26 protein-coding genes are annotated in these 25724 nt (G+C 54.3%); 9 read left to right on the top strand and 17 right to left on the bottom strand.

Annotated features, from left to right (window positions below):
• Positions 1-59 precede the first annotated feature (59 nt).
• From EV294_RS15655 to EV294_RS15645, 3 genes are read right to left on the bottom strand one after another with little or no spacing between them, the layout of a single operon-like run.
• Positions 60-1862 (bottom strand): carbohydrate-binding domain-containing protein, encoded by a 1803-nt coding sequence (locus tag EV294_RS15655; protein ID WP_132308346.1) that lies wholly within the window; start codon positions 1860-1862, stop codon positions 60-62.
• A gap of 36 nt (positions 1863-1898) precedes the next feature.
• Positions 1899-2579 (bottom strand): DUF4956 domain-containing protein, encoded by a 681-nt coding sequence (locus EV294_RS15650; protein WP_132308345.1) that lies wholly within the window; start codon positions 2577-2579, stop codon positions 1899-1901.
• Positions 2576-3316 carry a polyphosphate polymerase domain-containing protein gene (locus EV294_RS15645; protein ID WP_132308343.1) on the bottom strand — a complete coding sequence of 247 codons (741 nt, stop codon included), beginning with the start codon at positions 3314-3316 and terminating at the stop codon, positions 2576-2578. The genes EV294_RS15650 and EV294_RS15645 overlap by 4 nt, the downstream gene beginning before the upstream one ends.
• 191 nt (positions 3317-3507) lie before the next feature.
• On the opposite strand from EV294_RS15645, the gene EV294_RS15640 reads away from it, so the two are divergent.
• Entirely contained in the window at positions 3508-4185 is a 678-nt protein-coding gene (locus EV294_RS15640; protein ID WP_132308341.1) for a response regulator transcription factor, read from the top strand.
• Positions 4185-5477, top strand: coding sequence for a sensor histidine kinase (locus EV294_RS15635; RefSeq protein WP_132308339.1), 1293 nt, complete (start codon positions 4185-4187; stop codon positions 5475-5477). The genes EV294_RS15640 and EV294_RS15635 overlap by 1 nt, the downstream gene beginning before the upstream one ends.
• Here EV294_RS15635 and EV294_RS30905 read toward each other — a convergent pair.
• The gene (locus EV294_RS30905) at positions 5474-5596 is read right to left on the bottom strand and encodes a hypothetical protein (protein ID WP_279513589.1); all 123 of its coding nucleotides are present in this window, start codon (positions 5594-5596) and stop codon (positions 5474-5476) included. The two genes, EV294_RS15635 and EV294_RS30905, sit on opposite strands and share 4 nt — an antisense overlap.
• Before the next feature lie 438 nt (positions 5597-6034).
• Here EV294_RS30905 and EV294_RS15630 point away from each other — a divergent pair, with 438 nt between their 5' ends.
• Entirely contained in the window at positions 6035-7033 is a 999-nt protein-coding gene (locus tag EV294_RS15630) for a phosphodiester glycosidase family protein (RefSeq protein WP_132308337.1), read from the top strand.
• A gap of 17 nt (positions 7034-7050) precedes the next feature.
• Positions 7051-8064, top strand: a complete 1014-nt coding sequence (locus tag EV294_RS15625) for a bifunctional glycosyltransferase family 2/GtrA family protein (RefSeq protein ID WP_132308335.1) — start codon at positions 7051-7053, stop codon at positions 8062-8064.
• Positions 8065-8246: 182 nt separating this feature from the next.
• Here EV294_RS15625 and EV294_RS15620 read toward each other — a convergent pair whose 3' ends face one another.
• The 4 genes from EV294_RS15620 to EV294_RS15605 all read right to left on the bottom strand — a co-directional run bounded on the left by EV294_RS15620 (position 8247) and on the right by EV294_RS15605 (position 11183).
• Positions 8247-8828, bottom strand: a complete 582-nt coding sequence (locus tag EV294_RS15620) for an LOG family protein (RefSeq protein WP_132308333.1) — start codon at positions 8826-8828, stop codon at positions 8247-8249.
• Between the two features lie 13 nt (positions 8829-8841).
• Positions 8842-9162, bottom strand: a complete 321-nt coding sequence (locus tag EV294_RS15615) for a MazG nucleotide pyrophosphohydrolase domain-containing protein (RefSeq protein ID WP_132308332.1) — start codon at positions 9160-9162, stop codon at positions 8842-8844.
• Between the two features lie 89 nt (positions 9163-9251).
• Positions 9252-10049 carry a lipase family protein gene (locus EV294_RS15610; RefSeq protein ID WP_132308330.1) on the bottom strand — a complete coding sequence of 266 codons (798 nt, stop codon included), beginning with the start codon at positions 10047-10049 and terminating at the stop codon, positions 9252-9254.
• A 189-nt stretch (positions 10050-10238) separates the two neighbouring features.
• Positions 10239-11183 carry a helix-turn-helix transcriptional regulator gene (locus EV294_RS15605; protein WP_132308328.1) on the bottom strand — a complete coding sequence of 315 codons (945 nt, stop codon included), beginning with the start codon at positions 11181-11183 and terminating at the stop codon, positions 10239-10241.
• A gap of 100 nt (positions 11184-11283) precedes the next feature.
• On the opposite strand from EV294_RS15605, the gene EV294_RS15600 reads away from it, so the two are divergent.
• Positions 11284-12462: an MFS transporter gene (locus EV294_RS15600; protein ID WP_132308326.1), complete on the top strand. Its 1179-nt coding sequence runs from the start codon at positions 11284-11286 to the stop codon at positions 12460-12462.
• A 77-nt stretch (positions 12463-12539) separates the two neighbouring features.
• On the opposite strand, the gene EV294_RS15595 is transcribed toward EV294_RS15600, so the two are convergent.
• Positions 12540-12857, bottom strand: coding sequence for a hypothetical protein (locus tag EV294_RS15595; protein WP_132308324.1), 318 nt, complete (start codon positions 12855-12857; stop codon positions 12540-12542).
• Positions 12858-13034: 177 nt separating this feature from the next.
• Here EV294_RS15595 and EV294_RS15590 point away from each other — a divergent pair, with 177 nt between their 5' ends.
• Positions 13035-13925 (top strand): hypothetical protein, encoded by an 891-nt coding sequence (locus EV294_RS15590; protein WP_132308323.1) that lies wholly within the window; start codon positions 13035-13037, stop codon positions 13923-13925.
• A 41-nt stretch (positions 13926-13966) separates the two neighbouring features.
• Here the strand turns inward: EV294_RS15590 and EV294_RS15585 are convergent, their stop codons facing one another.
• A complete protein-coding gene (locus tag EV294_RS15585; protein ID WP_132308321.1) occupies positions 13967-14905 on the bottom strand; it encodes an RNA polymerase sigma factor in 939 nt (312 codons plus the stop codon).
• 173 nt (positions 14906-15078) lie between these two features.
• Here EV294_RS15585 and EV294_RS15580 point away from each other — a divergent pair, with 173 nt between their 5' ends.
• Together EV294_RS15580 and EV294_RS15575 are read left to right on the top strand one after the other, a co-directional pair.
• The gene (locus EV294_RS15580; protein ID WP_132308319.1) at positions 15079-15717 is read left to right on the top strand and encodes a DUF2306 domain-containing protein; all 639 of its coding nucleotides are present in this window, start codon (positions 15079-15081) and stop codon (positions 15715-15717) included.
• A gap of 71 nt (positions 15718-15788) precedes the next feature.
• Positions 15789-16775, top strand: coding sequence for a GNAT family N-acetyltransferase (locus EV294_RS15575; protein WP_132308317.1), 987 nt, complete (start codon positions 15789-15791; stop codon positions 16773-16775).
• 149 nt (positions 16776-16924) lie between these two features.
• On the opposite strand, the gene EV294_RS15570 is transcribed toward EV294_RS15575, so the two are convergent.
• From EV294_RS15570 to EV294_RS15560, 3 genes are all read right to left on the bottom strand, one after another.
• Positions 16925-17875 (bottom strand): SDR family NAD(P)-dependent oxidoreductase, encoded by a 951-nt coding sequence (locus tag EV294_RS15570; RefSeq protein WP_132308315.1) that lies wholly within the window; start codon positions 17873-17875, stop codon positions 16925-16927.
• A 115-nt stretch (positions 17876-17990) separates the two neighbouring features.
• Positions 17991-18512: a TetR/AcrR family transcriptional regulator gene (locus tag EV294_RS15565; protein WP_132308313.1), complete on the bottom strand. Its 522-nt coding sequence runs from the start codon at positions 18510-18512 to the stop codon at positions 17991-17993.
• Between the two features lie 157 nt (positions 18513-18669).
• On the bottom strand, positions 18670-19500 hold the full coding sequence (locus tag EV294_RS15560) for an SDR family oxidoreductase (protein ID WP_132308311.1): 831 nt from the start codon (positions 19498-19500) through the stop codon (positions 18670-18672).
• Positions 19501-19682: 182 nt separating this feature from the next.
• On the opposite strand from EV294_RS15560, the gene EV294_RS15555 reads away from it, so the two are divergent.
• Entirely contained in the window at positions 19683-20096 is a 414-nt protein-coding gene (locus EV294_RS15555) for a MerR family transcriptional regulator (RefSeq protein WP_132308309.1), read from the top strand.
• A 34-nt stretch (positions 20097-20130) separates the two neighbouring features.
• On the opposite strand, the gene EV294_RS15550 is transcribed toward EV294_RS15555, so the two are convergent.
• The 4 genes from EV294_RS15550 to EV294_RS15535 form a co-directional block, all read right to left on the bottom strand.
• Positions 20131-22086, bottom strand: a complete 1956-nt coding sequence (locus tag EV294_RS15550) for a GTP-binding protein (RefSeq protein WP_132308307.1) — start codon at positions 22084-22086, stop codon at positions 20131-20133.
• A 35-nt stretch (positions 22087-22121) separates the two neighbouring features.
• Positions 22122-23417, bottom strand: a complete 1296-nt coding sequence (locus EV294_RS15545; RefSeq protein WP_132308305.1) for an MFS transporter — start codon at positions 23415-23417, stop codon at positions 22122-22124.
• Positions 23418-23544: 127 nt separating this feature from the next.
• A complete protein-coding gene (locus EV294_RS15540) occupies positions 23545-24534 on the bottom strand; it encodes a phage baseplate protein (protein ID WP_132308303.1) in 990 nt (329 codons plus the stop codon).
• A 108-nt stretch (positions 24535-24642) separates the two neighbouring features.
• On the bottom strand, positions 24643-25632 hold the full coding sequence (locus tag EV294_RS15535; RefSeq protein WP_132308301.1) for a phage baseplate protein: 990 nt from the start codon (positions 25630-25632) through the stop codon (positions 24643-24645).
• Positions 25633-25724 lie beyond the last annotated feature (92 nt).

The following is a 25724-nucleotide window of genomic DNA, read 5'->3' as shown; positions in this document are numbered from 1 at the left end:
TCTTGTCTAATTGCGAAACAGAGAGGCGTCCGCGGACGCCTCTCTGTTCTTTGCCAGGCTTATTGTGCCGTTGTCGCATCTGCGGGAGCATCCGGAGGAGCCGCGCCGTCCTGCGGCATTTTACCGCCTCCCATGCCACGGCCTCCGCCTCCCATGCCTCCATGACCGCCGCGTCCGCCGCCCATACCGCCGCCAAATCCGCTTTGAGCCTCCGTAACGCCCGATTCGTTGACCCAAGTGATGAGGGAGGAAGCCGTAAAGGATACCACTTTTGTCCCGCCGCTGTATTCGCCGCCGTTGTAAAGCCCGTTTGTTGCCGTGCCCGTCGATTTGCCGCCCGAGTAGATGGCGTAGGAAGCGTCTTTTGCAAGATCCGGCGTGCTGATGTAGACTGCCTGATAGTTCTTGGACGGTGCATAGGTCATAATCGCTTTGCCGGACTCGTCTTCCAGGTGAACCAGCGTACCCGCCTGCTCAGTCTGAGGGAACATCATCAGAATGCCGGCTTGCGTCGAGCTGTCCGATGCCGCCTGCACCATGCCGGAGCTGCCTGCCGCAACAAGCGTGCCGCCCGTCATGTCGAAGGTGCCGTCATAGTCCAATGCGCCATTGCCGCTCATGGTTGGCCCGTCAACCCTAACGGTGCCGCCCGTCATCACAATGGAGCCGTTTGCGTCAAGACCGTCGCCTTCCGCATTAACATAAAGGTTGCCTCCGCTGATGGTAAGAAGACCTTCCGAAGCGCCGCTTGCCGGTTGACCGCCGCCGCCCGGAGCTGCTCCGTCTACGCCGGAGCCGTCCGCCCCCGTTGCGGCATTCACTCCGTCATCGCTTGCCGCAAGCTTGATATCTCCGCCTGCGATGGTAATATCGGTTGCCTCGATTCCCTCATTGCTCTTCGTGATATCGATCGTGCCATCCGCAATCTGCAAAGCGGTCTCGGCATGAATACCGTCGTCGTCGGCCGCGATCCGGTACTCCCCGCCGGAGATGGACAAGCCGCCCGTGCTGTGCAAGCCGTCCTTGCCCGACTGGATGCTATACGTGCCGCCTTCAAGCACAATGATGCCTTCTTCGCCTTCCGTATCGTTGGTCGTTTTGATGCCATGGCCGGCTGCTTCCAGCGTGAAGCTTCCGTCCTTCACCGCCACAAGATCACGACCCATGACGGCATCGTCCGCCGCTTGAATATCAAACGTTCCGCCGGTGATTTTCAGCTTATCCTTGCTCGCAATCCCGTTGTTGTAGCTGCCTTGCACGGTCAGCTTGCCCGTACCGTTGATCGTCATATCGTCCTTGCTGAAGATAGCCGCATTCGGCTCATCCGTTTCCGAATCCGGGAAGACATAGTCGGCTCCGTCGGATACTACATTGTTCGTGCCTTCCGGCAGGGACAGGATCAGCTTGCCCGCTTCCTCTACATAAATCGGAGCGCTCTTGCTGTAATGGATCTCTGCTCCGTTCAGAACCAGACGGACTACGCCTTTATCCGCTGCATCTACGACAATCCGGCCTTCGTCCAGCTTGCCGCTGGCTACGTAGGTTCCGGCAGCCGTAATCGTAATAACGCCATCCTTCACTTCCGCGCCGGAGCCGTCAACCGTTGCCGTCGTTCCGCTTAAGGCAATTCTCGTCGCATCCGATGCGCTCCAGTCGGCATACGTATCATCCTCGTCGTATTCAACGGTGTCATCCAGTTGATAGCTTGCCGTCTGAACGGCTGCGGCTGTTCCGCCTGAATTAGACGAGCCCGTGCTGCCCGTCGCATTGGTTCCCGCGTTCGTCTGGCTATTGCATGCGGACAAGGCTGCCGCGCATAATAAAATAAAAGCTAATTTGCCTAATCTCTTTTTATTATTCATCTTTTCTCTTCCTCTCTATAGTTAAAGTCAGCAGGTTTAAGCTTCAACGACCGTCGGAGTCATCGTTAAGGAAATATCGAGATTGCCGTTCCGGCAGCGGATCGCGTCCAGCAGCTCCTTCTGATTCAGGGAAGGATCCAGCGTGACGGCATAGACAAGCTCGTACAAGCTGCCCAGCTCGGTTGTCTTTACTTTTTTCAGCTCGTATTGCACGTTATAGATGTTGAAAATTTCGGCAAAAGCTTCCTCGTAGCCCAGGTTCTCCGGAATCGTTACTTTAAGCAGCTTCTGCGTAGACGACTTCGAGCCGAACTTCACGGCCTTCAGCAGGAACATCAGGAGACAGAGCACGATCGTGAACAGCACCGCGTATCCGTAAGCCCCAACGCCGCAGGCAAGTCCGGAAGCCATGGTGAAAAGGACAAAAGCGATATCCTTCGGATCGCCGGGCGCGCTCCGGAACCGGATAATGGAGAAGGCACCGGCCAAGCTGAACGCCCGGGCGATATTGCTGCCGATCAGCAGGATGATAATCGCAACTATGGTCGGCAGGACGATCATCGTTAAGGCAAAGTTCTGGGTGTACACGGACTGCGTTTTCATATAGGTGAAGCTGATCATTGCGCCAAGCGCAAAGGATAATAACAGCGTCAGCATGGCTTGGCCGAAGGTTAGCTCGGTCACGGATGCGGCTGTGGAGAAGAGGGAATCGATCATAATAAAAGGCGCTCCTTTATTCGTTCTTCGTGCCGGATATTCATGCGGTATTCGTTGCCGTATTTCGAGAACCCCGTCCGGAACATGCCAAGCTCGGACAACAGCTGGGCGAGCCAGACCGGCACGGTCTTCTCGGCTTTGACTTCCATTAGCCATTGGTCCTTGGCCATCAGCAGGTCCCCGTGGTCCCCGGCTTCCAGTTTTAGATCATAACGTCTCGAGCGGATATTCGTATCGAAGGTGATCCGCAGGTCGCGGTTGTTTTTGCAGAACATGGCAATCCGGTCGTAGGCCAGATACACCTTGGGCTGCAGCTCGTACCGCCCGAGAAAATATTTGATCTCCTGAATAACCTGCTTGTTCATGTAAGGCTTCAAGTCAGGCTCCACTCCCGTGCGGACGAATTCGTACGCCTCACCCAGCGTCAGTCCCGTTCTCCGCTTGTTCACCAGGCCGAACACTTTCTTCTTCAGCTCCAGATATACCTTGGCGTCCGGCTTTGGGACCCCGTAAGCCCTCAGTCTGAGCTTTTCCCTATACTTCGGCTTCGCCAGACTGTTTCGGATAATCGAGTGCTGGTCGGTATCGAAATACAGATTGCTTATGGAGTAGAATTGATCGTTCTTGTTGTATTCGTCGAGCTCCATATAATCAAGCAGCCGGTTATAGATCTCGAGAAAGGACTGGCTGTCCATTAAATACTTGCTTTCGTAACGGTTAAACACCTCAATAGCCATGCGTTCAGGCTCCTTTCCGTTTTGGCTTGCCGCCTGTCATGTCTGTATCTTAGAAGGGCAACCTTTAATGAATCTTAAATATTTGTAAAGCTTATTTCGTCCTAATTTTTTACTTAAGATTGATTAAAGGTTGCCTACCTATAATAAGTTTACTAAGTCAAAGTCAGCACTAACGAAAAGAGGAATGCTTCATGCGAATACTGATTGTGGAAGACGAGGTCAACCTGGCCGACGCCTTATCCCAAATTTTGAAAAAGAATAATTACTCCGTAGACGTCGCGCACGACGGTCAATCGGGATTGGATAACGCCTTATGCGGCATCTATGATCTGCTGCTCCTGGACATCATGCTTCCGGAGATGGACGGGATTACGGTGCTGAAGAAGCTGCGGGAGGAAGGCATTGCAACCCCGGTTATCATGCTTACCGCCAAGGGAGAAATTAACGATAAGATTACCGGGCTCGATTACGGGGCGGACGATTACGTAGCCAAGCCATTCTCGACCGGCGAGCTGCTGGCCCGCATCAGGGCTGCATTAAGAAGAAGAGGCGAGGTTGTTCCGGAGGATGGCCTGAAGTACGGCGATATCGAGCTTAACACCTCCAACCTGAAGCTGATGTGCAAAGGGAAGGAGCTTAAGCTGATTCTGAAGGAAAGCGAATTGATGGAGCTGCTTATCGTAAGGAAAACCGCGGTCACATCCAAGGAACAGATTATCGAGAAGCTATGGGGCTTTGATTCGGACGTGGAGCATAACAATGTGGAGGTCTATGTTTCTTTCTTGAGGAAAAAGCTTGTGTTCCTGCAATCCGGCGTGAAAATCAACACTATTCGGGGCGTTGGTTACGTACTGGAGGCGACCTCCTGATGTTTAATCGGCTGCGCAACCGGTTCCTGATCGTCAATATGGTAATCATCAGCTTTATTATGATTTTGGCCTTTTCTTCGATCTATACGATTACCTATCAGAACAACCGCAAGACCATGAACGAGGATCTCATTCAAATATCGGAGTTTTACCGCAAGCAGGAAGGCCCCGAAGGCGGCAAGTACAGCGGTGGCGGAGGTGGCCATGGACGCGGGGATATGATGGTTCCGGATGGCAAAATGAAGGCCGGTCCGCCGCCGGAGCGTTCGGTATCCTTTGCGCTTACGACGGATGCCGGCTGGAACATTACGAAGACGGATTCCCGCTTCGATATGGACAGCGATTTCTATGCGCTTGCCATCAAAGCCGCCTCATCGGGCGATTCGGGCCGCGGCGAGTTTAACCTCGACGGCAACCGCTGGGCTTATGACGTGCAGCAGGTTATGAACGGCTATTCGGTCGTCTTCCTGGATGTCACGAATCAGCATCAATTCCTGATGACGCTTCTGTATACGTTCCTTGCCGTAGGCTTCATTATGCTCATCGTCATCTATTTCACGAGCCGTTACTTCGCCAACCGTTCGATTGCGCCCGTCAAGGATGCCTTCGACAAGCAGAAGCGGTTCATTGCGGATGCTTCCCATGAGCTGAGGACGCCGCTCGCCGTTATTAATACGAACGCCGACGTGCTTCTGTCCAACAACGATGATCTCATCCGCAATCAGGAGAAGTGGCTGCATCATATCAAGTCGGAGACGGAGCGCATGCGGACGCTGACCAGCGATCTGCTGTACTTGACCCAAATGGATGATGCGCGGGAAAACGTGATTTTTGCTCCGTTCAACTTAAGCGACGCGGTGGAGAGCGTTATTCTGACGCTCGAAGCGGTTATCTTCGAGAGGGACATTGCCCTCAGCTACGACATATCGCCGGAGCTGTCCATCAACGGCAACGCGGAGCAGATGAAGCAGGTAGCGCTGATTCTGCTGGATAACGCCATCAAGTATACCAATACGAAGGGCAAGATCGACCTCACGCTGAAAAAACACGGCAGCGAAGTGGTGCTTAACGTCGCCAACTCCGGAGAAGGCATCCCGCCCGAGCATCTGGGCAAAATCTTCGACCGCTTCTATCGCGCCGATGCCTCCCGCTCCCGCAAGAACGGCGGCTACGGCCTTGGCCTCGCCATCGCCAAAGCGATCGTCGAGCAGCACAAAGGAAAAATTCACGCCAAAAGCGTGCCGGGCGAGACGACCTCGTTCACCGTTCAGCTCCCGGCTGAACGTCACTAGATTGGAGCAGCCGTGCAGGGTTTCCCTGCACGGCCGTTTTTTTGCGTATGAAGGCCCGGCGAGCAGACGTCGCCATCGCCTTCGATTTTCCCTTTGCAGCCTTGCCAGCCTCTCTCCATTAACCAACTTGCTCCCCCTAACCAATATCTCACCGGCACACCCTATCTACACTCCGCACCGCCGCCAATATACTCACGGCCCCTCTTCAGTCACTCCGAAAATGCAAAAATACATTGCAACTCCCCGCCGTCCGGCCAACGATCAAATACACCATCCCGCCCATTCAGTTTATACGAGGCATTTACCTGTACTTTTGCATCAGAATGACCGTACGGCGCTACTTCCCCCTCGATGACCTGCACCTTGCATCTTATTCTTATTTGCCCCAAATGGGCTAGCCAAAATTTTTAAAGAAACTACATATCGCAGAAGGCGATACCCCGGCTCCCCTCCACCGACGCTCAGTCATCTCGCATCATTCTCCCTCATACCCCCTCCCTCTATTTAAGTTTGACTAAAGGTTCCCGTTCTAAGATAACTCCATAACGAACAGGCAGATGCCTACTAAGGAGTTGATTACGATTTTCCGCACACGCAAATCCAAAATCCTCACCACTATAGCGGTCATTCTGCTCATCGTAGCAGCCATTCTGTACAAGCTTGCCGATCGGTATTTAATCGAGCATGTCGAGGTGAAGGTAACGCCTAACACATCCACCACGCAGGGCACCACCACTGGGACCAGCCCCGGTACTGGCGCAAGCAGCGGCTCCTCCACCTCCACGGCATCCTCGGATGCCGAATACGATGACTGGAATTACAAGGATGGCAACGAGACGATCAGCATCAAGAAGGTGGAGACGGGCTCCGGCTCGGATAGGATCACTTATTATGTCGCCGACGTCACGTTTAACAGCAAAATGAACCTGCTAACCGCTTTTGCCAAGGATTCCTTCGGCACCAACATCACCCAGAACACCTCGACCATTGCTGCCAACAACAATGCGGTGTTCGCCATTAACGGCGATTACTACGGCTTCCGCAGCGACGGGGTTGTTATCCGCAACGGCACCGTTTACCGGGATGAACCGGCACGGATTGGACTGGCCCTATTTAACGACGGCACAATGAAGTCCTACGACGAAGAAGAAACCTCGACCGACGACTTGCTCTCGCAAGGGGTAACGAATGCCTTTTCCTTCGGTCCGGCTCTCGTAACGGACGGCGAAGTCGCCGGCGACTTCAGCCATGTGGAGATCGATAAGAACTTCGGCAACCGCTCGATTCAAAACTCGAACCCGCGAACCGGCATCGGAATGATCTCTGCAAACCATTACGTGTTTGTTATCGTTGACGGCCGAAGCACCGGCTACAGCCGCGGCATGACGTTGACGGAGTTCGCGGATCTGTTCAAGGAGCTTGGAGCGACGGAAGCCTACAACCTTGACGGCGGCGGCTCGTCCACGATGTATTTCATGGGCCGCGTCGTGAACAACCCGCTGGGCAAGGGTAATGAACGCGGCGTAAGCGACATTATCTACATCCCGCAATCTTAAGAATGGAGGCATAACCAATGACGATATTGATCCCCTCTTACGAGCCGGACGAAAGGCTGCTGACGCTTATTCATAATCTGAAGGAAGAGGCCGACGGCGCCTCCATTCTGATCGTGGATGACGGCAGCGGCGAGCAATACAAGCCGATCTTCGATTCGGCCGCCGAGGCAGGCTGCACGGTGCTCCGGCATCCCGTTAACCAAGGCAAGGGCAGCGCGCTCAAGACCGGCTTCGATTACGTCCGGCAGCATGGCGGCACGGACGGGATTGTCTGCGCCGACAGCGACGGCCAGCATCTGCCGGAGGATATCCTTAGAATTACGGATGCCGTGCGCAAAAACCGCAATCACATCGTACTCGGAAGCCGGCAATTTACCGGCAAAGTGCCTCTCCGCAGCCGATTTGGCAATTCCGCGACGCGCATGGTCTACGCGCTGGCGACAGGGAAGCCGATCCAGGATACGCAGACCGGTCTTCGCGGCTACTCCTCCGAGATGCTCGACTGGCTGTGCAAAGTGCCGGGTGAGCGGTTCGAATACGAGATGAACATGCTGCTTGAAGCGCCAAAAGCGGGATATGATTTTGTAGAGGTTCCTATCGAGACGGTCTATCTGGAGAACAACAAGTCCTCCCACTTCCGTCCGCTGGCGGATTCGGCCAAAGTCTATTTCCCGTTCCTGAAGTTCGTTACTTCATCGGGCTTCTCGGCGGTTGTCGATTTCGTGCTTCTGTTCCTCCTGCAGTGGATGACGGGAAGCCTGCTTGCATCGGTAATCGGAGCTAGGGTGATCAGCTCGATCTTCAACTTTACGATGAACCGCCGCTATGTATTTAACGATGGACAAGGGATAGCGGTGCAAAAGTCGCTTCCCCGGTATTTCTCACTTGTAGTCGTCATTTTGGTAGCCAATTACGCGCTCCTGTATTTGTTCCACGAGAGCATAGGAATCCCGCTGTTTATTGCCAAGCTGATGACGGAGGTCCTCCTGTTCGCCTTCAGCTATCTGGTGCAAAGGAAGTTCGTTTATTGAATTTATACATTTGCTTGCGGGCCTGATTGAGCAGTACACCAGAGTTTAAGTATCAAAATGGGGCTGTCCCACAGATGCGAGGGCAGCCCCATGGGCTACGTTGGACCCACTCCAGTAAAAGGAGCATGAAGAGTCTCGTCCAACGTAATAGACAAGGCTTGCCTGCTAACAGCATATCTCGTCTATTTCGGAAGCTCCGCCCATTTATTCGCCTGCTCCGGGGCCGTGTATGCGGCCATGCGGTCGAGCAGAACGGACGGATTTTCTTCAAAGAGCATCAGCCCCAGATTCGTATCCCGCATAAAGCCTGCGGAGACGGTCTGCGTTAGCATTTCGGCGATCGGCTGGTAGAAGCCCTTTACGTTCAGAATGCCCACCGGCTTCTTGTGGATGCCAAGCTGCGCCCAGCTTGCCACCTCGAACAATTCCTCGAACGTTCCAAGTCCGCCGGGCAGCGCGATGTAGCCGTCCGACAGCTCCGACATCAGCGCCTTCCGCTCATGCATATTCCCCACTTCAATGAACTCCGTCAGACCTTTATGCGCCATCTCGCCAATGAACAGGCCCCGCGGCATAACGCCGGTTACCCGGCCGCCGTTAGCCAGCACCGCATCGGCAACAAGCCCCATCAGGCCGATTCGGGAGCCGCCGTATACTAATTCGATCCCTTGAGCAGCCATCAACTGCCCAAGCTGGGCTGCCGCTTGTCCGTACTCCGGACTCACTCCGGCATTGGAGCCGGCAAATACGCAAATTTTATTCATCGTAATCCCCCTGTTATTCCTTGCTGTAACGCTCGCTCAGCTTATCCTTATGTGCTCTCAGAATTTCCTCTATGGAAAGATCGTATAATCCCGCGAGAATATAGACATTGGCCAATACGTCCCCAAGCTCCTCGATCAGTTCCTGCTTTAGTACGTGCACCGGCTGGGCAGCTTCATCCGGGCGATCCCGTCCAATCTCGATTGTCCTTACCACCCTGGCCGTCTCGCCGACTTCCTCCGTCAGAAAGGCCATCCGTTCAAACGGACCGTAGCCGGACCAGCCTCGCTCTTTGTAAAAGTCCTGAATCCATTGTTGAAATTCCTTCTCCTGCATGAAGCCCGTTCTCCTCCGCTCTTGTTGTTCACTTCATTATAAACAAAAACGGAACTCCCCTTAAAGTAAGGTGTCCCGTTTTTTGCTCCCTACGGAGTGGCCTTGCATTTCGAAATATTAGCTTCCGTATCCCCCATGACGTACAGGTAGGTGCTGAGCGCATGATAGCAAGGAATGGAATGCTTGATCGGGTATAAGGTCGAGTTGATTTCCAGTCCCGGCTCGAGGTGACGGTAACCGGCGATCTCTACCGGCACCTGCGGCACGATATCCGGCTTGTTGAAAATACGGGTAGTCGGAATGTTCATCCGCTGGAACGCTTCGACAAAGCCCTTGTCGCCAACGCGCGGCGAGGCGAAGGTTATGAGCTCGGCATCCACGTTTTTGCTTCCGGCAAGAAAGGCATGCAGCGTGGCAAGCGAGCTGCCAAGGCTATGTCCGGTTACAAGAAGCTTCGTGCCTTGCGGCAGCGCGTCGATAGAGGCCATGAGCGGCTCGGAGGGAATACCCGCGTCCGCATACTCCACCATCATGCTGCGGTAAAGGTTCGTAAATCCTTGCTCCGTCTTGCCTCCGTTTGGAACCTCGTGAAAGGTCTCCAATACGAATTCGAAATCCGACAGCCAATCGAGCGGGCTTTCCGTTCCGCGAATCGCCACCACCTGCTGCAGCGGATTGTCCACGGATCTTGCGATAAATCCTCCGAATTCCCTTTCTTTTATCTTCTCGAGACGCGGCGTCATCGTCAAATTCGCCACCAGCTCCCAGCCCTCCGGAAAGTCCGCCGGCTTCACCGGCGACAGATGATTCTGCGCGTACATCTCGTACGCAACCTTAACGAAATGCCCCCAGTCAATCAGCTTTTCCATACTAATCGTATTGCTCATTCGTTCAGCTCCCTCTACCTGCGAAAATGGTCATTTCGACCTTTAATTCGACAAATAATGGGAAAAACCTCTAGCGGCAGTCTTCTAAAGAAAAAGGCGGCCACCGACGGACAGCTCCGTTATCCGAGCAGGATGTGGATGCGCCCTCCCGCCGGCAGGCAGAGGGCCCCTGTTTCAGTGCTTTCCGAGTTACCGGTAGCGGTCAAGCAGCCCGGTTAACCGGTCCCGGACCGCATCCCGCAGTTCCTCGGGGCTTTTCAGTATTGCTTCATATCCAAGCCCAATCAGAAATTCGGTATAAAAGGGCATATCGCCGCGGGATACATCCGCGTCAATGCTGCCGCACCCGTCCTCCCGCACCTGCAGCATCGGGGCGAGCCATAGCTCCGCTTCGCAGCGCTGGACTCCGGCCCGGCTCAGCTCTACTTGCAGACGGACCGGATCCTCGGGCATAACGGCCTCCTTGCGGCTTAAGCGGATTTCGCCAAGGTCGCGCTTTTCCGTACCGGAGGTATCCTCCGAAGCGGTGCGGATCCGGTCGCAGCGGAAGACGCGGAAGCCTTCGCGCAGGAAGCAATACGCCGTGCAATACCACAGGCCGTTATGGGCGTAAATGCATACCGGCTGGATTTTTCGGCAGCCCGCTTCGCTTTCCTTCGTCTCGTATTCGATATCGAGCACCTTCTGACGCACTGCCGCATCCAGCAGCAAGGACAAGCAGGGCGCATCGCCGCGCCTGGTTGGCGTAATGAAATCAACCCGATGCTTCATACTGTCGATCCGGTCCCGCACGTCGCCGGGCATATGCAGATAAAATTTGTTCAGCGCAGAGACGGATTCCGCCTCAAACGGCAGCGAGGAGTAATGGCGCAGCGCATGCACGGCGAAGAACATCGCCACGGCTTCCTCCTCCGTGAAGGCAATGGGCGGCAGTACCCGTTCCCTTAATACCTGATAACCCCCATTGGGCCCAACCTCCGAATACAGCGGCACGCCCAGCTCGCTGAGCTCCTGCAGATCTCTTAGAATCGTCCGCTTCGAGACGCCGAATTCATCGGCCAGCTCCTGCACCTTGAATCGCCGCTTTCGGTTCACCGTCATCATCAGCTCCATAAGCCGTTTGGATTTGGGCATCCGTTGCTCCTCCTCGTTTTCATATCCATGACAGAATGTGTCACTATTATCCGTTACGATGGAGGCAAGAAGCAATCCCAAACCAAAGGAGCGAAGAAAAATGCTTAAATACCCCATTCTGTTTTTCCTTGTCATGTTCATGATTGGCACCGATACGTTTCTTATCTCGCCGCTGCTGCCTACGCTTCAGGCGGAGTACGGCGTATCGACCGGCATAGCCGGCTGGATGATTGGCGCTTATACCTTGGGATCGGCCATGTTCGCGCTAGTCTCCGGCCCGTTGTCCGACGGCTGGAACCGCAGAACGGTTATGATAGGCGGGCTTATCGCCTTCTCCGTCTCGACCGCCTTATGCGGCTTCGCGGACAGCTATTGGATGATGCTGCTATTCCGTTTCCTCGCCGGTGTCAGCGCTGCCTTCACGGCGCCGCAGGTGTGGGCTTCCATTCCTGCCGTTATGCCGCCGCAGCGGATTGCGAAGACGATGGGGATCGCCTTCGGCGGGCTGGCCGCGGCCCAAGCGCTTGGCGTTCCGATCGGGAGCTGGCTGGCCGCGGCCGATTGGCCTGTCCCCTTCTGGAGCATCGGCGCGTTTTCCTTGCTTCTTGCCGCGGCAGCTTTCCTGCTGCTTCCGAACATGAAGCCTAGCGGCCGGTCACGCGCTTCGATCTTCAGCCGGTATATGCCTTTAATTACAAGCGGAAGAGCAAGAGGCGGCTTCCTCGCCTACCTGCTGCTCCATTTGGGAAGCGGCACGGCGATGGCTTTTATCGGCAAATGGATGGCCGACCGTTTCGAGCTGTCCATAGGCGGAATCGGCAACGTAATGATGGGCCTTGGCTTTGGCACCTTGCTCGGAAGTGTCGTTAGCTCCGCGGTTATCCGCAGGCTTGGCAGCACGCGGGCCGTAACCGCCGGCATGCTCTTGCTCGCTTTGCTGTATATCGTCGGCCCTCATGCCGGCCTATCGTCCGCGGTCATTATCTATTTCGTTATCTTTACCGTTCTCGGGATCATTTTCCCTCTTGTTATGGGTCTTCTTACCGCGCTTAACGCATCGATCCGCGGAACCATCTCCAGCCTTGCCAACTCGACCATGAACGGCGCGAATACGCTTGGCGCCTGGCTGGCCGGACTATTGTACGTTCACTTTGCGGGTTATGCGTCCATCGGTATTTTTTCGGCGGTATGCATCGTTCTCTCGCTCGTCGCGTTCCGGCTCGGCGGTCTTGTAACGGACAAGAGCACGGCGGCAAAGCGGCAGTCGGAGCCTGCCTGACAGCAGGGAAAAGCATTACAGCCCGCCAACAGCATCCGTTAAATTAAAAAGGAGAGTCAGCCCAGACGCCGACTCTCCTAATCTTTTAAAGGCGTAATCGCGGAGAAAATGTAGGTTCCGTCTTCCTGCCTGCTATAACGAACCGTATATTTGTGATCGATTTGAACGGTATCCCACACGCTCTCCTCCAGAATAATTTTGTCCACGCTTTTTAACTTTTTCTTGTCGGGGTAGGCCGTCATAATCCAGTACTGCCCATTATCCCCTTCTCCTTTATCGATTACCTTTACATTTACGGCAAACGTTTCCCTTTCCTGTGCCTTAGACGAAGAGCAAGCTCCTAGCATCAAGCCGGCCAGGAGAAGAATCGCGGTGCATAATAATACGTTCTTCATGCTCCACCTCACCCCAGTTATCCTTTATACATACGAGAAGACGAATACCCTAAGACCTCCGCCCGAGAAAAGAACCTTCTTAAGGCCGCTCGAATTCTAGCCGCGGGTCCATTATCCCCTGTAAGCCATTTCCAGTAAATTTAAAGTATCCAATTTACAGGAAGGGATGCGGGTAGCATGCAAAGCTATGCGAATCAGGCAACAAAGCAGAAGCCGAAGCTGTTCGAGGGGGAGAAATGGCTTGTCCTGACCGGCCTTCTCGGATTTCTTCTTGCGGCATTTTGCGGGGTATGGACCCTTGCAAACGGAGGGGAGGTGGCTCCTGGAGGCGATGTTTCCAAGGCCTTTTCCTTTGACGCGGCCCTTGGCGCTTTTATTCTATCTACCGCCGCAATCGCGCCATTATCGGGAATGAAAGCCCGAAGCCGGGCGTTATTCCGGAGGGTATATATCGGGCTTGCTCTTTACTCTTATGGAGCGGAGACGATTCAAAATTTTCGCGGCGTCAATCCGAGATTCGTTGAAAGCGATTCGCTCTTCGACCAAACGGTGGGCAATGTCTTTACGTTTGTCGCCCTCTTTCTCGTCTTGTTCTATCTGTATCTCGGCGTTCAGTTTTTCCGTGCCAAGGCCTATAAGCTTCGGCCCGAGCTGGCGCTAGGCGTGCGTTACGCCATGATTGCCGTCACGGTGTCTTTTGCCGCGGGCATCTGGATCTCGGCTAACCAAGGCAGATTCGTCGGAGTGGACGGCAACATCATCTGGCTGCACGGGCTTGGCTTCCATGCGCTACAGGCCGTGCCGGTTGTCGCTTGGCTTGTCGAGCGCTCCCGCACCAAAGCGCACAGTCTGATTCATCTGACCGGCATCACTTTTTTGCTTGGCTTGATCTCGATCGGATGGCAGACGATGAACGGTCATGCCCTTATGGAGTGGTCTCTTCTTCCGGCAGCGGCAATCATCTGCTTTATCCTTTCTATTACGGCCGGCGCAGTTGCGTTGCGCAAGGCCGCTCTCTCCGGTTCGCGTCCTAACAACGGCAATCGGAACAGACCTGCCCGTTTTTAACAATAAATAAGGGAGGTGCCGACCGGCAGCTCCCTTTTCTTTTACCGCCAATCGATATGAGGATCCTTCTGCAGCTGAAGCGGTATTCCCAGCTCCTTCGATGCCGCGGAGAGAAGCTCTTTGCAGAAATAATATCCTCTATGGTACACAATCTGATCCTTGTCGAACTCGTATTCATGAATATCATGCAGCTCCAGCCCTTGCGGGGTCTCCGCCTGGATAATAAAGACCCGCCTGCCCCACAGCCATTCCAGCGAGACATGCAGAGCGGGTCCTCTATGCCGAAGCGATCCCTCGAGCATCTCTCTCTTGGAATACTCCTGAAAGCCCGGCTGCGCGTCATTATGAACAGAATCACCCAGCATTTGCAGGAGAGGAACGGCCTCGCCCTCCCTTAAAGCCTGCAGCAGCTCCATTAGCAGAGGATTTGCCTGCTCATCCTTCTCCGTCCACTTCGGCTTGGGCGTCCCGTTGCGCAGCTGCCGAATGGCAACCCGTGCACGATGCAGCGCGGAATAGACCAAACCCTCCGTTATGCGAACCATACCGGCCACGTCGGCCGCGCTAAAGCCAAATGCCTCCATGAGCAGAAATACTGCAATCTGGCGCGGAGGCAAATGCTGCAGCAGCGTTTCAACCGCTTCAATCGTCTCCAGAGGATCGACCGCCGATGCCGACTCGATCGCATCCGGCCCCGCGTACTGATCTATCTGCACCTGCCTTTTCCGGAGAGAATCAATTCGCGCGTTTGTCGCAATCCGGAACAAGTAAGATTGATAGGCGATCGGATTCCAGATTTGCGTCATGGTGGCGAAAGCCTTCAGCATCGTCTCTTGAAACAGGTCTTCCCCTTCCCAAGGGGATCCCGTCAAATAACGGCAATACCGCCATAAGGACTGTCTATGCGGCAGCACCAGCTCCTCAAACTTTTTATGCGCAGCGCGGGTCTCCTCGGCTACGGTTGTCGCGAAGTCAGACATCAAATCTCCTCCTAAGAAAAATTATCCTAAACATTTGCTTAAGCGTTGTCTTATTTAAGACGTATCTGCGAAACGGAATCATACGGACGTTTTATCGTTTTTTTAGAAAGTTTTTAGAGCCCATAAATATCCGCCGGCTATAATAGGGTCATCAATCCCGAAGGAGCGTTCCGATGAAAAAAAGCTGGTGGATTCTGCTGTCGCTGTCTATCGCCATAATGCTGCCGTTTGTTATCCCGTACCTGACTTTAAATCCATCCAGCAGCCGTATTGAGGTTTCCTCAAGGATGCTGCAATATCCTGCCCTGGTCGGCCATATTATTCTAGCCTTTATAGCCATGCTTGCGGGATTCCTGCAATTTCACCGCACGCTGCGGCAGAACAGACCGTCCCTGCATACCCTTCTAGGCAAAGTGTACGCAGGCTCGGTTTTCGTAAGCGGCGGACTTGCCCTAATCGTGTCCTGCTACGAGCCCGACTTCGGCCGGACGTTATCCTTCCTCTTCCTCGATCTGCTGTGGCTGATCACGACAGCAATGGGGTATCGTTCCGCAAGGAAAAGAGACTGGCAGTCGCATAAGCAATGGATGATCCGAAGCTTCGCCATGACTTTAACCGCAGTCAGCGCGAGAGCCTTGGTGCCCCTCTTGATCCTCCTGTACCTGCTCCTGCACCGGTTCGCTCTGCCGGACGGCCGGATGGGAATGATCGAAGAGGTGCTGGACAATAACATATGGGCCGCCCTTATCGTAAATTTCGTAATCGTAGAGTGGTTCATCCGCCGGCCGCGGCGTGAGCAAATTTCGTTATAACAGAAATCTTCCAACCATTGGAATAAAAGGTATGCCATACTTGGATTATTCCAATAACGGTGGTGGTCAATATGAACTTTACAATCCGCAAGCTAAGGCAGCCCGAAGACTTTCAGGCCGTTGCGCCTCTCGTCAATCTGGTGTGGTCGGAACCAACAACGGCAGAACGGCTGCAGGAGGACGAGGACAAAATCCCTCCTGGCCAGCTTCATTATAACGAGCAAGGCGAGCTTATGGGCTGGGATCGTCCGAAGTGGGTGGCCGAACACGAGAATGGTCAAATCATCGCTTACGCCATAGCCTGGCGGGCGCCGTGGACCGAACCCGGCGCATTAATCCATACGTTAATCGTTCATCCCGAATTCCGCGGCAAAGGCGTCGGCACTGCCATTTACGGTGCCCTTCATGCCTGGGCGCAGGAGGTGAAAGCGTCACGTCTGATGAACTACAATATGAAGGAGACGGACGAGAGCTCTCTTGCTTTTGCAGAAAAGCGCGGCTATATCAGGGAACGGCTGACCTTTGAGTCCGTGCTGGATTTGGGGGAGTATGCCGCAGACGAGCGGCAGCTTGCTTCCATTGGCGATGCGGAGCGTTCCGGCATTCGCTTCGTTACGTTGGCGGAGGAGCCGGGCGAGGACAACGAGCGCAAGCTGCATGAGCTATACCAAATTACCCACCGCGACATTCCCGGCTATACGGGGGAATATCCGTGGTTCGAGGAATGGAAAAAATGGACCCTCGGCCTGCCCGGCGTTCGCCCGGAATGGATTCATATCGCCAAGGACGGCGAACGTTACGTTGGCGTGGTAAGTCTGCAGCATAACGAACAGACCGGGGCGATGTACCACGAATACACGGGCGTTCTGCCGCAATATCGCGGCCGCCGCATTGCCCTGGCCCTGAAGCTGTTAGGCATGCAATCCGCCAAGGCAGCCGGTGCTCCTTATCTCCGGACGCACAACGATTCGGCCAATATTCCCATGCTGCGCGTAAACCGGGATCTGATGGGTTTCCGTGCGGAGCCGGGCAGCTACAAGATCGTTTGTACGCTGTGACAATCATAAAAAGCGGCTGTGCCCGGGAGCGCAGCGCCAATCTTGCCCCGTTCGTATGTCCTCCCGGCCCATCGGAGGGATAACGGGTACAGCCTTCTTTTATACCGGTAACGCGCGCAGCGGTGACTCCCCGTCACCGCTGCTTTGTTCTACTTCTTCAACCGGCCGATGGTCTCAGAAATCCCTCGTTCGCAGCCGGTTGCCTCGATTGGCCCGATGAACCGTTCATACTTCTCGCCGCTGAGGCGAAGCGGTTCCGTCGTCAGATACAGCATCTCCACAACCTCCTTCATAACGGGAACGAATAACCCGAGCAAGGACAAGCCGGCTTTGCCGAGCGGGAGAACAGCCTTCTTGCTGCCGCTCGCTTCGCGGGCGAGACGGACAATCTCATGACCGGATATAACATCGCCCCCCGGAATGTTCCATTCCTGGCCGTAAGCTTGATCCCGAAGCGAAATCTCGGCAATCATTTTCGCCGCGTCCGGCAGATAGACATATTCGCGCGGCACATTCATGTTCCCGATAAAAAAAGCTGTCTTGCCGGCCGCAATAGCCTCCAGCGTGGAACCGAGATAAGAAGCTTCATTGGCGGTTGGTCCATAATAGTCCGGCAGCCGGACAATAAGAGGACGAGCCCTGCGCCACTTGGCGTCAAACACCATTTCGGCAAACTTTAGACGCGTCCGCCCTTTGCGGGTATGCGGCTGCTTCGGATGCTCCTCGGTCACCAGCTCCATCTGCCGTTTTCCGTACGGGTAAATACCATCAATCACCACTACCTTGAGACCAAGGCGGTCTGCCGCCTCCATAACCGCTTCTCCAAGGGGAATAAGCCGCTCCTCCATCTCGTGGTAAGGAACATTCGCGCAATGGAACATCACTTCGGCGCCGCGGGATGCCTTCTCGACATCGTCCGCTTTGAAGGCATCCCCTACGGCCAGCGCCAGATTTGCCGGATGCCCTAATCTTGCCGCGAAATTTTCCAGCTTCGACCGCGATCGTCCAAACGCCACAACCGGAATTCCCCGGCTCACCAATTCCTCCGTTATCGCAGCCCCTGTGCCGCCCGTCGCTCCAATAACAACCGCTTTTTTCATTCCTGCCACTCCTTTTTTATTTAGTGATTGATCAATCACTAATCTTTGATGAATCCACTATATCACTTAGTTAGTGATTGATTAATCACTATTTTGCAAAGGCTTGGCAGCCCCTTTATTTAACCATTAACTCCGGCATGCCGAGTGCCATCGAAATATTGCACAGCATGCCGCGCGCGAGGAACAGCATCGTTCTTTCCTCCGGATTCGCAAGCTTGCCGGCAGTAAACGCCTCCAGCACAATGCGGCGCACTTCCTTTAATCCCGTCTGCATCGCGGCACGAATAGGCTCCTCCTGCATGGTCTGGGCCTGCATCTGAAGCAGCGTCTCCTGCCGGTGTGCGGCTAAAATTTCTTCGTATGCTTCAATGAGCTCCCCTTCCAGCTGATCCGGCGCCGCTGTATCTACCACCCGGCTGAACGCTTCCGTAATTCTTTCCCAGGACACTTCAAGCGCTGCGAGCATTAAAGCTTCCTTCGTTGCAAAAAACTTGAATACGTAAGGCTGCGAGATCCCCGCCCGCTGCGCTACCTGCGCGGTAGTCGTCCGGTAATAGCCGGTCTCCGCGAATACTTCGATTGCCGCCGATATAATTTCCATCCTCCGGTTTACGGACGCTGTATCGTTTTTCGCCATAAGTCTTTAACTCCTGTCAGCTGTATTTATTGATGAATCACTTATTAGTGTATCAAGCTTCATATACGCCAAGCAATATGCTATCGGTTATGGAGAAAAGCTCCGTTAAAAAAGACCCCTCCTGCTGCAACACAGGAAAGGTCTTCGCTTGCGCCGATTATTTACTGAAATAGTGTCCCTGCTCCAGATCCTCAAGCAGTCCGGGATGAACGGGCTTCCAGCCGAGCAGCTCCTGCGTCTCTGCACTGGATCTAGGAAAATCAAGCCCGGCGAGCATGCCAAGGAAACCGAAGTGGGCGGCGGCCTCCTCACGGGTAATGCTGCGTACCGGTACGTTCAGATGCCGCCCGATAACCGCAGCAATATCGCGGAACGGGATGCCTTCATCGCCAACGCCGTCGAGCCTCGAGCCAGCCGGCGCTGCTTCCACGGCCAGTCGGAACAAGGATGCCGCATCGATGCGGTGCACGGCCGGCCAACGGTTTGCCCCGTCCCCAATATACGCAGCGAACCCTTTCGTACGGGCAGTATGAATCAGATGGGGAACAAAGCCCTTATCCCGCTCTCCATGCACCGAAGGCGCAAGCGACACGATGGAGGTCCGTACCCCTCGCTCCGCTAATCCCAATACCACATTCTCCGATTCGGTGCCGTTCGCGTGAGCGGTAATCACAAAAGGCTTGCCGGAGCCTTCAAGCACGGCCCCCATCGCCTCAACGGCGCGAAGATCCATGGCCAGCGAGCCGGCAAAATCCGAAAAGTCATGACGGAATGCCAAATGAATGACGCCATCCGCGGCAGCAGCGCCGCGCTGAAGGCTATCGAGATCTTCAAGAGTGCCAAGGTGTGCTTCCGCACCAGCCTCTTCTAATAAAGCCGCCCCTTTGTCCGAACGGGTAAGCCCAACAACCTGATGACCGCCTTCGATAAGCTCCCGAACAACCTCCGTACCAATGTAGCCTGTTGCTCCTGTTACGAATATACGCATAGTGGATCCCTCCCAAAAAAGAATTACCACACAAAGGATGAAGGAAAAATCACTTGTAGTGATTCTTGCTTCGAAAGCATTCGCTTTGTGTAATTGATTTGTCGAACAACTAAAGCATAAACTATAGAGTGAACTCTAAGGCAAGACCTCAATATCACAATTTCTTTTTGGGAGAGAAAACGATGAAAATTCAAGAATTAGCCGAGAAGATGGGCTTATCCGTCCACGCCGTCCGTTTTTACGAAAAGGAAGGCCTGCTCGACAGCCGTCATGTGCGGCGGGAGAAAAATAACTATCGCGCCTATACCGGCGAGGCAATCGAGCGGCTGCGGTTGATCAGAAAGTTCCAGGGGCTGGGATGTTCGTTGGCGGAATTAAAGGAGCTCTTTCAGGATCAGGATGCAAATGCAAAGACGCATCAGCAGATGATCGAATGGATGGAACTAAAGAAAGACGAGATTGAGCGAAAAAAAGCCGAATACGATCAGGTCCTTGAAACGCTGGATTGGATGATCGAATACAGGAAGGCCTTAATGAAAGATCCCGAGAAGGCAGAAGCGATGCTCAAAGCCATAAAGGCCGTTTACCCTCACTGATAACTAAGGGGAAACGGCCTTATCGTCCTAGCAGCTAGAGCAAATGCATTTTTGCCTCCGCCTCATCCCAGGGCACCGCATAACCGGCCCCTTTCGCACAAAAGATAGACGATGACGTATACAAAGGGTCGGCATCCTTCCGGTAGCCTTTCCGCTCGATGACCTCCTGCTCGTTATGGCAGCGGTCGTAACCGGCGAAGACAAGCTGAATGCTGCCCCGGCCATGCGTGAAGGCGGCCAGCTCCGTGCTGTAATCCATAAATGTCGCGACAGGCACTCTGCCTGTAACGACCGCATGGGCCTGCGTGGTCTGAGGCGGATCGAACTGCCCGGACGCGCGCTGCAAATCCGACAACACCTTGCCTAAATGGTCCAGCTCAACCTTGATTTTATACTCGTAAAAGGGTTCAAGCAGCAGATTGCCCGCCTTCTCGAGCCCCTGCCTGAGCGCCCGGAAGGTTGCCTCGCGGAAATCGCCGCCATGCGTATGCTCGTTATGGGCGGCGCCCGTAAGCAGAGTCACTTGCACATCCGTCAGCGGACTGCCCGTCAACAGCCCATGATGCTCGCGTTCGAACAGATGCGTCTCGATCAAATTCTGATTGCCTATGCTCAGGTCATGCACGTGGGCAGCGTTCTTGAACGTGATGCCGCTGCCCCGCTTACCCGGCTCCAAGAGCAGATGCACCTCGGCGTAATGCCGGAGCGGCTCGAAATGGCCGTAGCCTTTTACCGGACTCGAAATGGTCTCCTTGTACAAAATCTCCGGACTTCCAAACACCACGTCGAATCCGAAGCGGTCCTTCACCAGCTGCTCAAGCACTTCGAGCTGAATCACGCCCATGACGTGAATATGAATCTCCTGCAGAGTCTCCTCCCAGACAACGTTCAAAGACGGGTCCTCCGCATTCAGAAGACGGAATGCCGTCAGCACATCCTTCACGGGGAGGGCTTCGGAGAAAATAACCTTTGACGTCAGCGCAGGCACCAGATCATAGGACAGCTTGTCCGAATAAAGGCCTACGCCTTGTCCCGCGTCCGCTTCGGATAACCCGATAACGGCAAAAAGATCCCCGGCCGACACTTGATCTACCGCTTGCATTTTACTGCCGCTTACGAGCAGCAGCCTGGTTGCCTTCTCGCAGATTCGGCCGTCCCCGCCTCCGTAGCAGAGCTCTTCGCGAACTTTAAGCGTCCCGCTTAATGCTTTGACATAGGTTAACCGGGTACCGCTCTTGTCATGACGGATCTTATAGACTCGCCCACCGAAAGGACCCTGTCCGTTATAGTCGACCGTCGTAAGCAGATGAAGCTGCTCCAGAAACTCCTTCACGCCGGTATCCTGCAAGGCCGAGCCGCTAACGCAAGGATACAGCCTGCCGTTCTTCACCATGTCCCGCAAAGCTTGCAGCCAGAAGGCCTGATCGCCTTCGCCGGAGAGGAACGCATCGAGCAGCCGCTCATCCCTCTCCGCCAGACTTTCCGCTAACGGCTCTCCGACAATGCCGCCGGCAAAGCTGTCCGTTATCAGGCAAGCATCCGGCGTCAGATGCTGCCGAATTTCCTCCATTACGCGGTCAACGTCCGCTCCGGTCCGATCGATTTTGTTGATAAAAAAGAAGGTCGGAACTTGGTGCTTGGTAAGCAGCTGCCAGACCGTTTCGGTATGTCCCTGAACGCCCTCCACGGCGCTCACGACCAGAACGGCATAGTCCATCACCTGGACGGCTCGCTCCATCTCCGGCGAGAAATCGACGTGTCCCGGCGTATCAATCAAGTAATAGGTAGCGCCGTTATAGGTCATAACGGCCTGATCCGCAAACACCGTAATCCCTCTCGCCCGTTCAATATCATGGCTGTCGAGGTAGGCATCCTTATGATCGACCCGTCCCCGCTCCCGTATGCTGTTCGTATGATAAAGAAGCTGTTCCGCCAGCGTGGTCTTGCCCGCATCCACATGCGCGAACATGCCAATCGTTACTTGCTTCATGCGATTCCCCTTGATTTGATTTTGCCATTATCATATCACACCGGACGTTTCGATTGACCCGGCTCCTCTAAATTCTTCATGAACAAGGAAATGGCAAAGGATACCGTCAGCAAAATAAGGGGAACCGCGCAGATCAGCACCCGGAATACGGTCTCCGGCTGCGACCCCGGCTCATCACCGCTCTGGTAGCCGTATATAAGACCGACAATCCAGAAGGCTACCGCCGCGATCAATCCGCTGGACCGCGTAATAAAACCGGCTACCGCCGTATAAATCCCTTCTCTGCGTCTGCCGGTCCGCTCCGCGTCGAGATCAATGATCCGGCCGCTTAGCATCGCCGGCGTAACAAGGAACCCCGCCATCCCAAAGCCGACCAGAATGCCGGCGAGAATACCGCTGCCAAGATTGCCCGCGAACCATAGCGGAATGACGGAAAGCCCGTAAACGGCAAGCGCCAGCCGCCAGCTGTGCAGCCCGCCAAGCCTGCGGGAGATCAAATACCAGACCGCGACCAGCGGAATAATGGAGACAAAGACGGCCCCCATCAGAATGGATACCTCCCCCTCCGAGATATGCAGGTTGTATTTCGCATAGAAAGGAAGCAGGGCGGCAAGCAAGCCGTTCACCGTCTGGGCGAAGGAGCCCGCTATATTAAAGATCCAGAACGGCTTATTCGTCAGCGTCTCCCGGAAGGCGGCAATGAGCGGAAGCGGCGCTTCCTGATGGGTGCTCTCCTTCTCGCGGACGGACAAAGCGAACCAGGTCATAAAAATACCGAATACAAGCGAATAAGCAACCGACATCCAGCCGAAGCCGATCCATCCGTAGAGAATGGGCGTCAGCGCCGTTCCGATCAGAATAGCGACTATCTGAAAGCCCTGCTGGACGGCCGATGCCTTCGCCCGAAGCCGGTCCCCTTCGAACAGCTCCGGAAACAGCGCTCCGTAGTTCACCCATAGGAGAGTTGCAATGCCTTCAAACAGAACAAGCGAAGTAAGCAGCCACACGAACAGCTCCGTATTGCCAAGTCCCTTCGGAACGGAGAAGACCATGATAAAGACAAGCATAAACGCCGGCGTTGAGAAAAAGATCCAAGGTCTGCGCCTGCCGTATTTCGTGCGGGTCCGGTCGGACAAATAACCGGCCATCGGGTTGTTGACCGCATCCCAGATGAGGTAGATGGTACGCGCAATCGTTGCGAGCCCAAGGCTGAGCCCCAGCTTTTCCACGTAGTAATAATTGAAAAAAGACGCAAAGGCTTGGCTTGGGACCATCATGGCGAACATTCCAAGCGCATAGGCCGTTGGAGAATTCAGGAACCTCTTGCTCACCGCTTGTTCCCTCCCTATTGCCGAAGTAAAGCTACCTTACGTCTTATGCGGCGTGTCCTCCGGATATGCAAACAGGGCTGCCGCCGCAGCAAATTGCTTACGGGGCAGCCCTGTTTTCGTGAATGGCTTAGAATAGGCTGTCGGCTACGTAGTACACCCTCTGCGTATCCTTCTTATTGTCCGGATCTGTCACGATGGTGAAATAGACATTGCCGTTTTTCGTTTGTACGCCTTCGATTTCGTGGGTTCCTACGTTTGTAATATTTACGAGTGTCTTATAAGTACCGGTGCTGGACATCGAAGCAATGCGCGGCGTCTCGCCTTCCGCCCCGCCCGACGTGTAGATCTCCGTATTCGAGAGCATGTCCATGCCTTGGAACGATCCGTTTGGCCGGACGATATCGCTGCCCGATTGGGTAAAGCTCGTCACGCAGGCGCTAATCGCTTCCGCGCTGTCCATCCTTACCTGTTCATTGCTGCCTAGCAGCTTGTTCAAGGCTGCCGTATCGTAAATGGACCATGTAACCGTACCTTCGACGGTTTGTACGCGGAAAATCGTATAGTCGCTGTTGCCGCCGGCATCGACGCGATAGGTATCGCCTAATCTCGCGCCGGTCTTATCGGCATAGTTCATATAGGTAAATCGGTGAAGATCGGTATAGTCGTAAGTCGCGCCCGCCGAGTATTGCAGCCGGGCTACCTGGAGCGACCAGTTATACGTGGTGGACGGATCCGCCTTGGAGCTGAAATAGAAGTAGTCGATATCGTTGTAGGTGTACATATCCAGCGTCTGGCCGTGCCCGGCGTCCGTAATGGTCATCTCGTCGACATAAGTAGCCGTGGTTCCGCTCATAAGCAGTCTCGACAGATACACCGTTCCCCCGGAGCGTTGGGTGACGTAAAGATACTTGGAAGCGATGTAGGCCTTCTGAACAGCCAGGTTGTGGTTAAGCCCTTTGAGACTGTAAGCGAGAGTAGCCGATGCATTGACGGTTTTTCCGGGACTTGCCGCAAAGGCGGGCAGTACGACGGTGCCACACAGAAGGATGGCGAGAACGACGGAAGCAAACATTTTGAAAGACCTGCTTTTGAGACCCGATGCGTAAAGCGGCAACATAAAATATCCCTCCAAGATCATTATGGTTTCCCAGAAGATTATCGAGGAGGGAGATCGCGTTTGAAATAGTCTGGACGAACCAATAAATGTTAAAAGATTGTGATGCCTTTAAAATTTGCTTTCCGGCACATAGTACACCTTCTGCGTGTCTTTCTTGTTTTTTGGATCCGTTACGATCGTGAAGTAAACCCTGCCGTTTTTCGTCTGCACCCCTTCGATTTCATGTTTCCCCACGTTCGTGATCTTGACAAGGGATTTGTATGCGCCTGTTTGGGACATGAAGGCAATGCTCGGCGTTTGCCCTTCCGCCCCGCCTGACGTAAAGATCTTCGTATTGCTTAGCATATCCATGCCTTGAAATGATCCGTTTGGCCGGACGATATGGCTTCCCGATTGGGTAAAGCTGGCCACGCAGGCTTTTTTAGCCGAGGCGCTGTCCATCCGCACTTGCTCGCTGCCGTCCAACAGCTTGTTTAAGGCCGCTGTGCTATAGATGGACCATGTCACGCTGCCTTGAGAGGTCTGTACGCGGAAAATGGTGTAATCGCTGTTCCCCCCGCCGTCCACGCGATAGGTATCGCCTAATCGTTTGCCCGTCTTATTCGCGTAGTTCAAGTATGTGAAGCGGCGAAGATCCGTGTAATCATATTTTTTGCCCGCCGAGTATTTCAGCCGGGCTACCTGAAGCGACCAATCGTAAGACGTGGAAGAGTCCGCCTTTGAACTGAAATAGAAGTAATCGATATCCTTGTAAGTGTACATATCCAGCGTCTGGCCGTGACCGGAATTCGTTATCGTCATCTCGTCGACATAAGTGGCGGTGCTGCCCTTCATGAGCAGTCTCGACAGATACACCGTTCCTCCCGAACGCTGGGTGACGTAAAGATACTTGGAAGCGATGTAGGCCTTCTGGACGGCCAGGTTATGCTTCAGACCTTTTAGGCTATAGGCGAGAGTAGCCGATGCGTTGACGGTTTTGCCCGGACTAGCCGCAAAGGCGGGCATAACGGCTGCGCCAAACAAAAGCACGGCAAGAAAGATGGAGACAACCATTTTGAACGGCCTGTTTATAAAGCTCAGCTTCTGAGCGTGAATCATTCCAGATCCCTCCTCAATAACGATTACATCCGATTATCAAGGAGAGGAGCATGGTTTTGAATAGTCGCGTCGGCCTAAAATTTGGTTAGAAT

Origin of the sequence: Paenibacillus sp. BK033 (genome assembly GCF_004345425.1) — a bacterium.
Taxonomy (GTDB): domain Bacteria; phylum Bacillota; class Bacilli; order Paenibacillales; family Paenibacillaceae; genus Pristimantibacillus.
Note: the sequence above shows the minus strand (reverse complement) of the source record. Positions and strands in the feature narration are given on the sequence as shown.

Bases quoted from the DNA above. Each gene is read 5' to 3' on its own strand.
- EV294_RS15575 (WP_132308317.1), top strand. From the start codon at position 15,789: ATGAACTTTACAATCCGCAAGCTAAGGCAGCCCGAAGACTTTCAGGCC.
- EV294_RS15610 (WP_132308330.1), bottom strand. From the start codon at position 10,049: ATGAGCAATACGATTAGTATGGAAAAGCTGATTGACTGGGGGCATTTC.
- EV294_RS15580 (WP_132308319.1), top strand. From the start codon at position 15,079: ATGAAAAAAAGCTGGTGGATTCTGCTGTCGCTGTCTATCGCCATAATG.
- EV294_RS15615 (WP_132308332.1), bottom strand. From the start codon at position 9,162: ATGCAGGAGAAGGAATTTCAACAATGGATTCAGGACTTTTACAAAGAG.
- EV294_RS15655 (WP_132308346.1), bottom strand. From the start codon at position 1,862: ATGAATAATAAAAAGAGATTAGGCAAATTAGCTTTTATTTTATTATGC.
- EV294_RS15635 (WP_132308339.1), top strand. From the start codon at position 4,185: ATGTTTAATCGGCTGCGCAACCGGTTCCTGATCGTCAATATGGTAATC.
- EV294_RS30905 (WP_279513589.1), bottom strand. From the start codon at position 5,596: ATGGAGAGAGGCTGGCAAGGCTGCAAAGGGAAAATCGAAGGCGATGGC.
- EV294_RS15535 (WP_132308301.1), bottom strand. From the start codon at position 25,632: ATGATTCACGCTCAGAAGCTGAGCTTTATAAACAGGCCGTTCAAAATG.
- EV294_RS15650 (WP_132308345.1), bottom strand. From the start codon at position 2,579: ATGATCGATTCCCTCTTCTCCACAGCCGCATCCGTGACCGAGCTAACC.
- EV294_RS15565 (WP_132308313.1), bottom strand. From the start codon at position 18,512: ATGGCGAAAAACGATACAGCGTCCGTAAACCGGAGGATGGAAATTATA.
- EV294_RS15630 (WP_132308337.1), top strand. From the start codon at position 6,035: ATGCCTACTAAGGAGTTGATTACGATTTTCCGCACACGCAAATCCAAA.
- EV294_RS15585 (WP_132308321.1), bottom strand. From the start codon at position 14,905: ATGTCTGACTTCGCGACAACCGTAGCCGAGGAGACCCGCGCTGCGCAT.
- EV294_RS15560 (WP_132308311.1), bottom strand. From the start codon at position 19,500: ATGCGTATATTCGTAACAGGAGCAACAGGCTACATTGGTACGGAGGTT.
- EV294_RS15550 (WP_132308307.1), bottom strand. From the start codon at position 22,086: ATGAAGCAAGTAACGATTGGCATGTTCGCGCATGTGGATGCGGGCAAG.
- EV294_RS15620 (WP_132308333.1), bottom strand. From the start codon at position 8,828: ATGAATAAAATTTGCGTATTTGCCGGCTCCAATGCCGGAGTGAGTCCG.
- EV294_RS15590 (WP_132308323.1), top strand. From the start codon at position 13,035: ATGCAAAGCTATGCGAATCAGGCAACAAAGCAGAAGCCGAAGCTGTTC.
- EV294_RS15625 (WP_132308335.1), top strand. From the start codon at position 7,051: ATGACGATATTGATCCCCTCTTACGAGCCGGACGAAAGGCTGCTGACG.
- EV294_RS15640 (WP_132308341.1), top strand. From the start codon at position 3,508: ATGCGAATACTGATTGTGGAAGACGAGGTCAACCTGGCCGACGCCTTA.
- EV294_RS15600 (WP_132308326.1), top strand. From the start codon at position 11,284: ATGCTTAAATACCCCATTCTGTTTTTCCTTGTCATGTTCATGATTGGC.
- EV294_RS15645 (WP_132308343.1), bottom strand. From the start codon at position 3,316: ATGGCTATTGAGGTGTTTAACCGTTACGAAAGCAAGTATTTAATGGAC.
- EV294_RS15605 (WP_132308328.1), bottom strand. From the start codon at position 11,183: ATGCCCAAATCCAAACGGCTTATGGAGCTGATGATGACGGTGAACCGA.
- EV294_RS15570 (WP_132308315.1), bottom strand. From the start codon at position 17,875: ATGAAAAAAGCGGTTGTTATTGGAGCGACGGGCGGCACAGGGGCTGCG.
- EV294_RS15555 (WP_132308309.1), top strand. From the start codon at position 19,683: ATGAAAATTCAAGAATTAGCCGAGAAGATGGGCTTATCCGTCCACGCC.
- EV294_RS15595 (WP_132308324.1), bottom strand. From the start codon at position 12,857: ATGAAGAACGTATTATTATGCACCGCGATTCTTCTCCTGGCCGGCTTG.
- EV294_RS15540 (WP_132308303.1), bottom strand. From the start codon at position 24,534: ATGTTGCCGCTTTACGCATCGGGTCTCAAAAGCAGGTCTTTCAAAATG.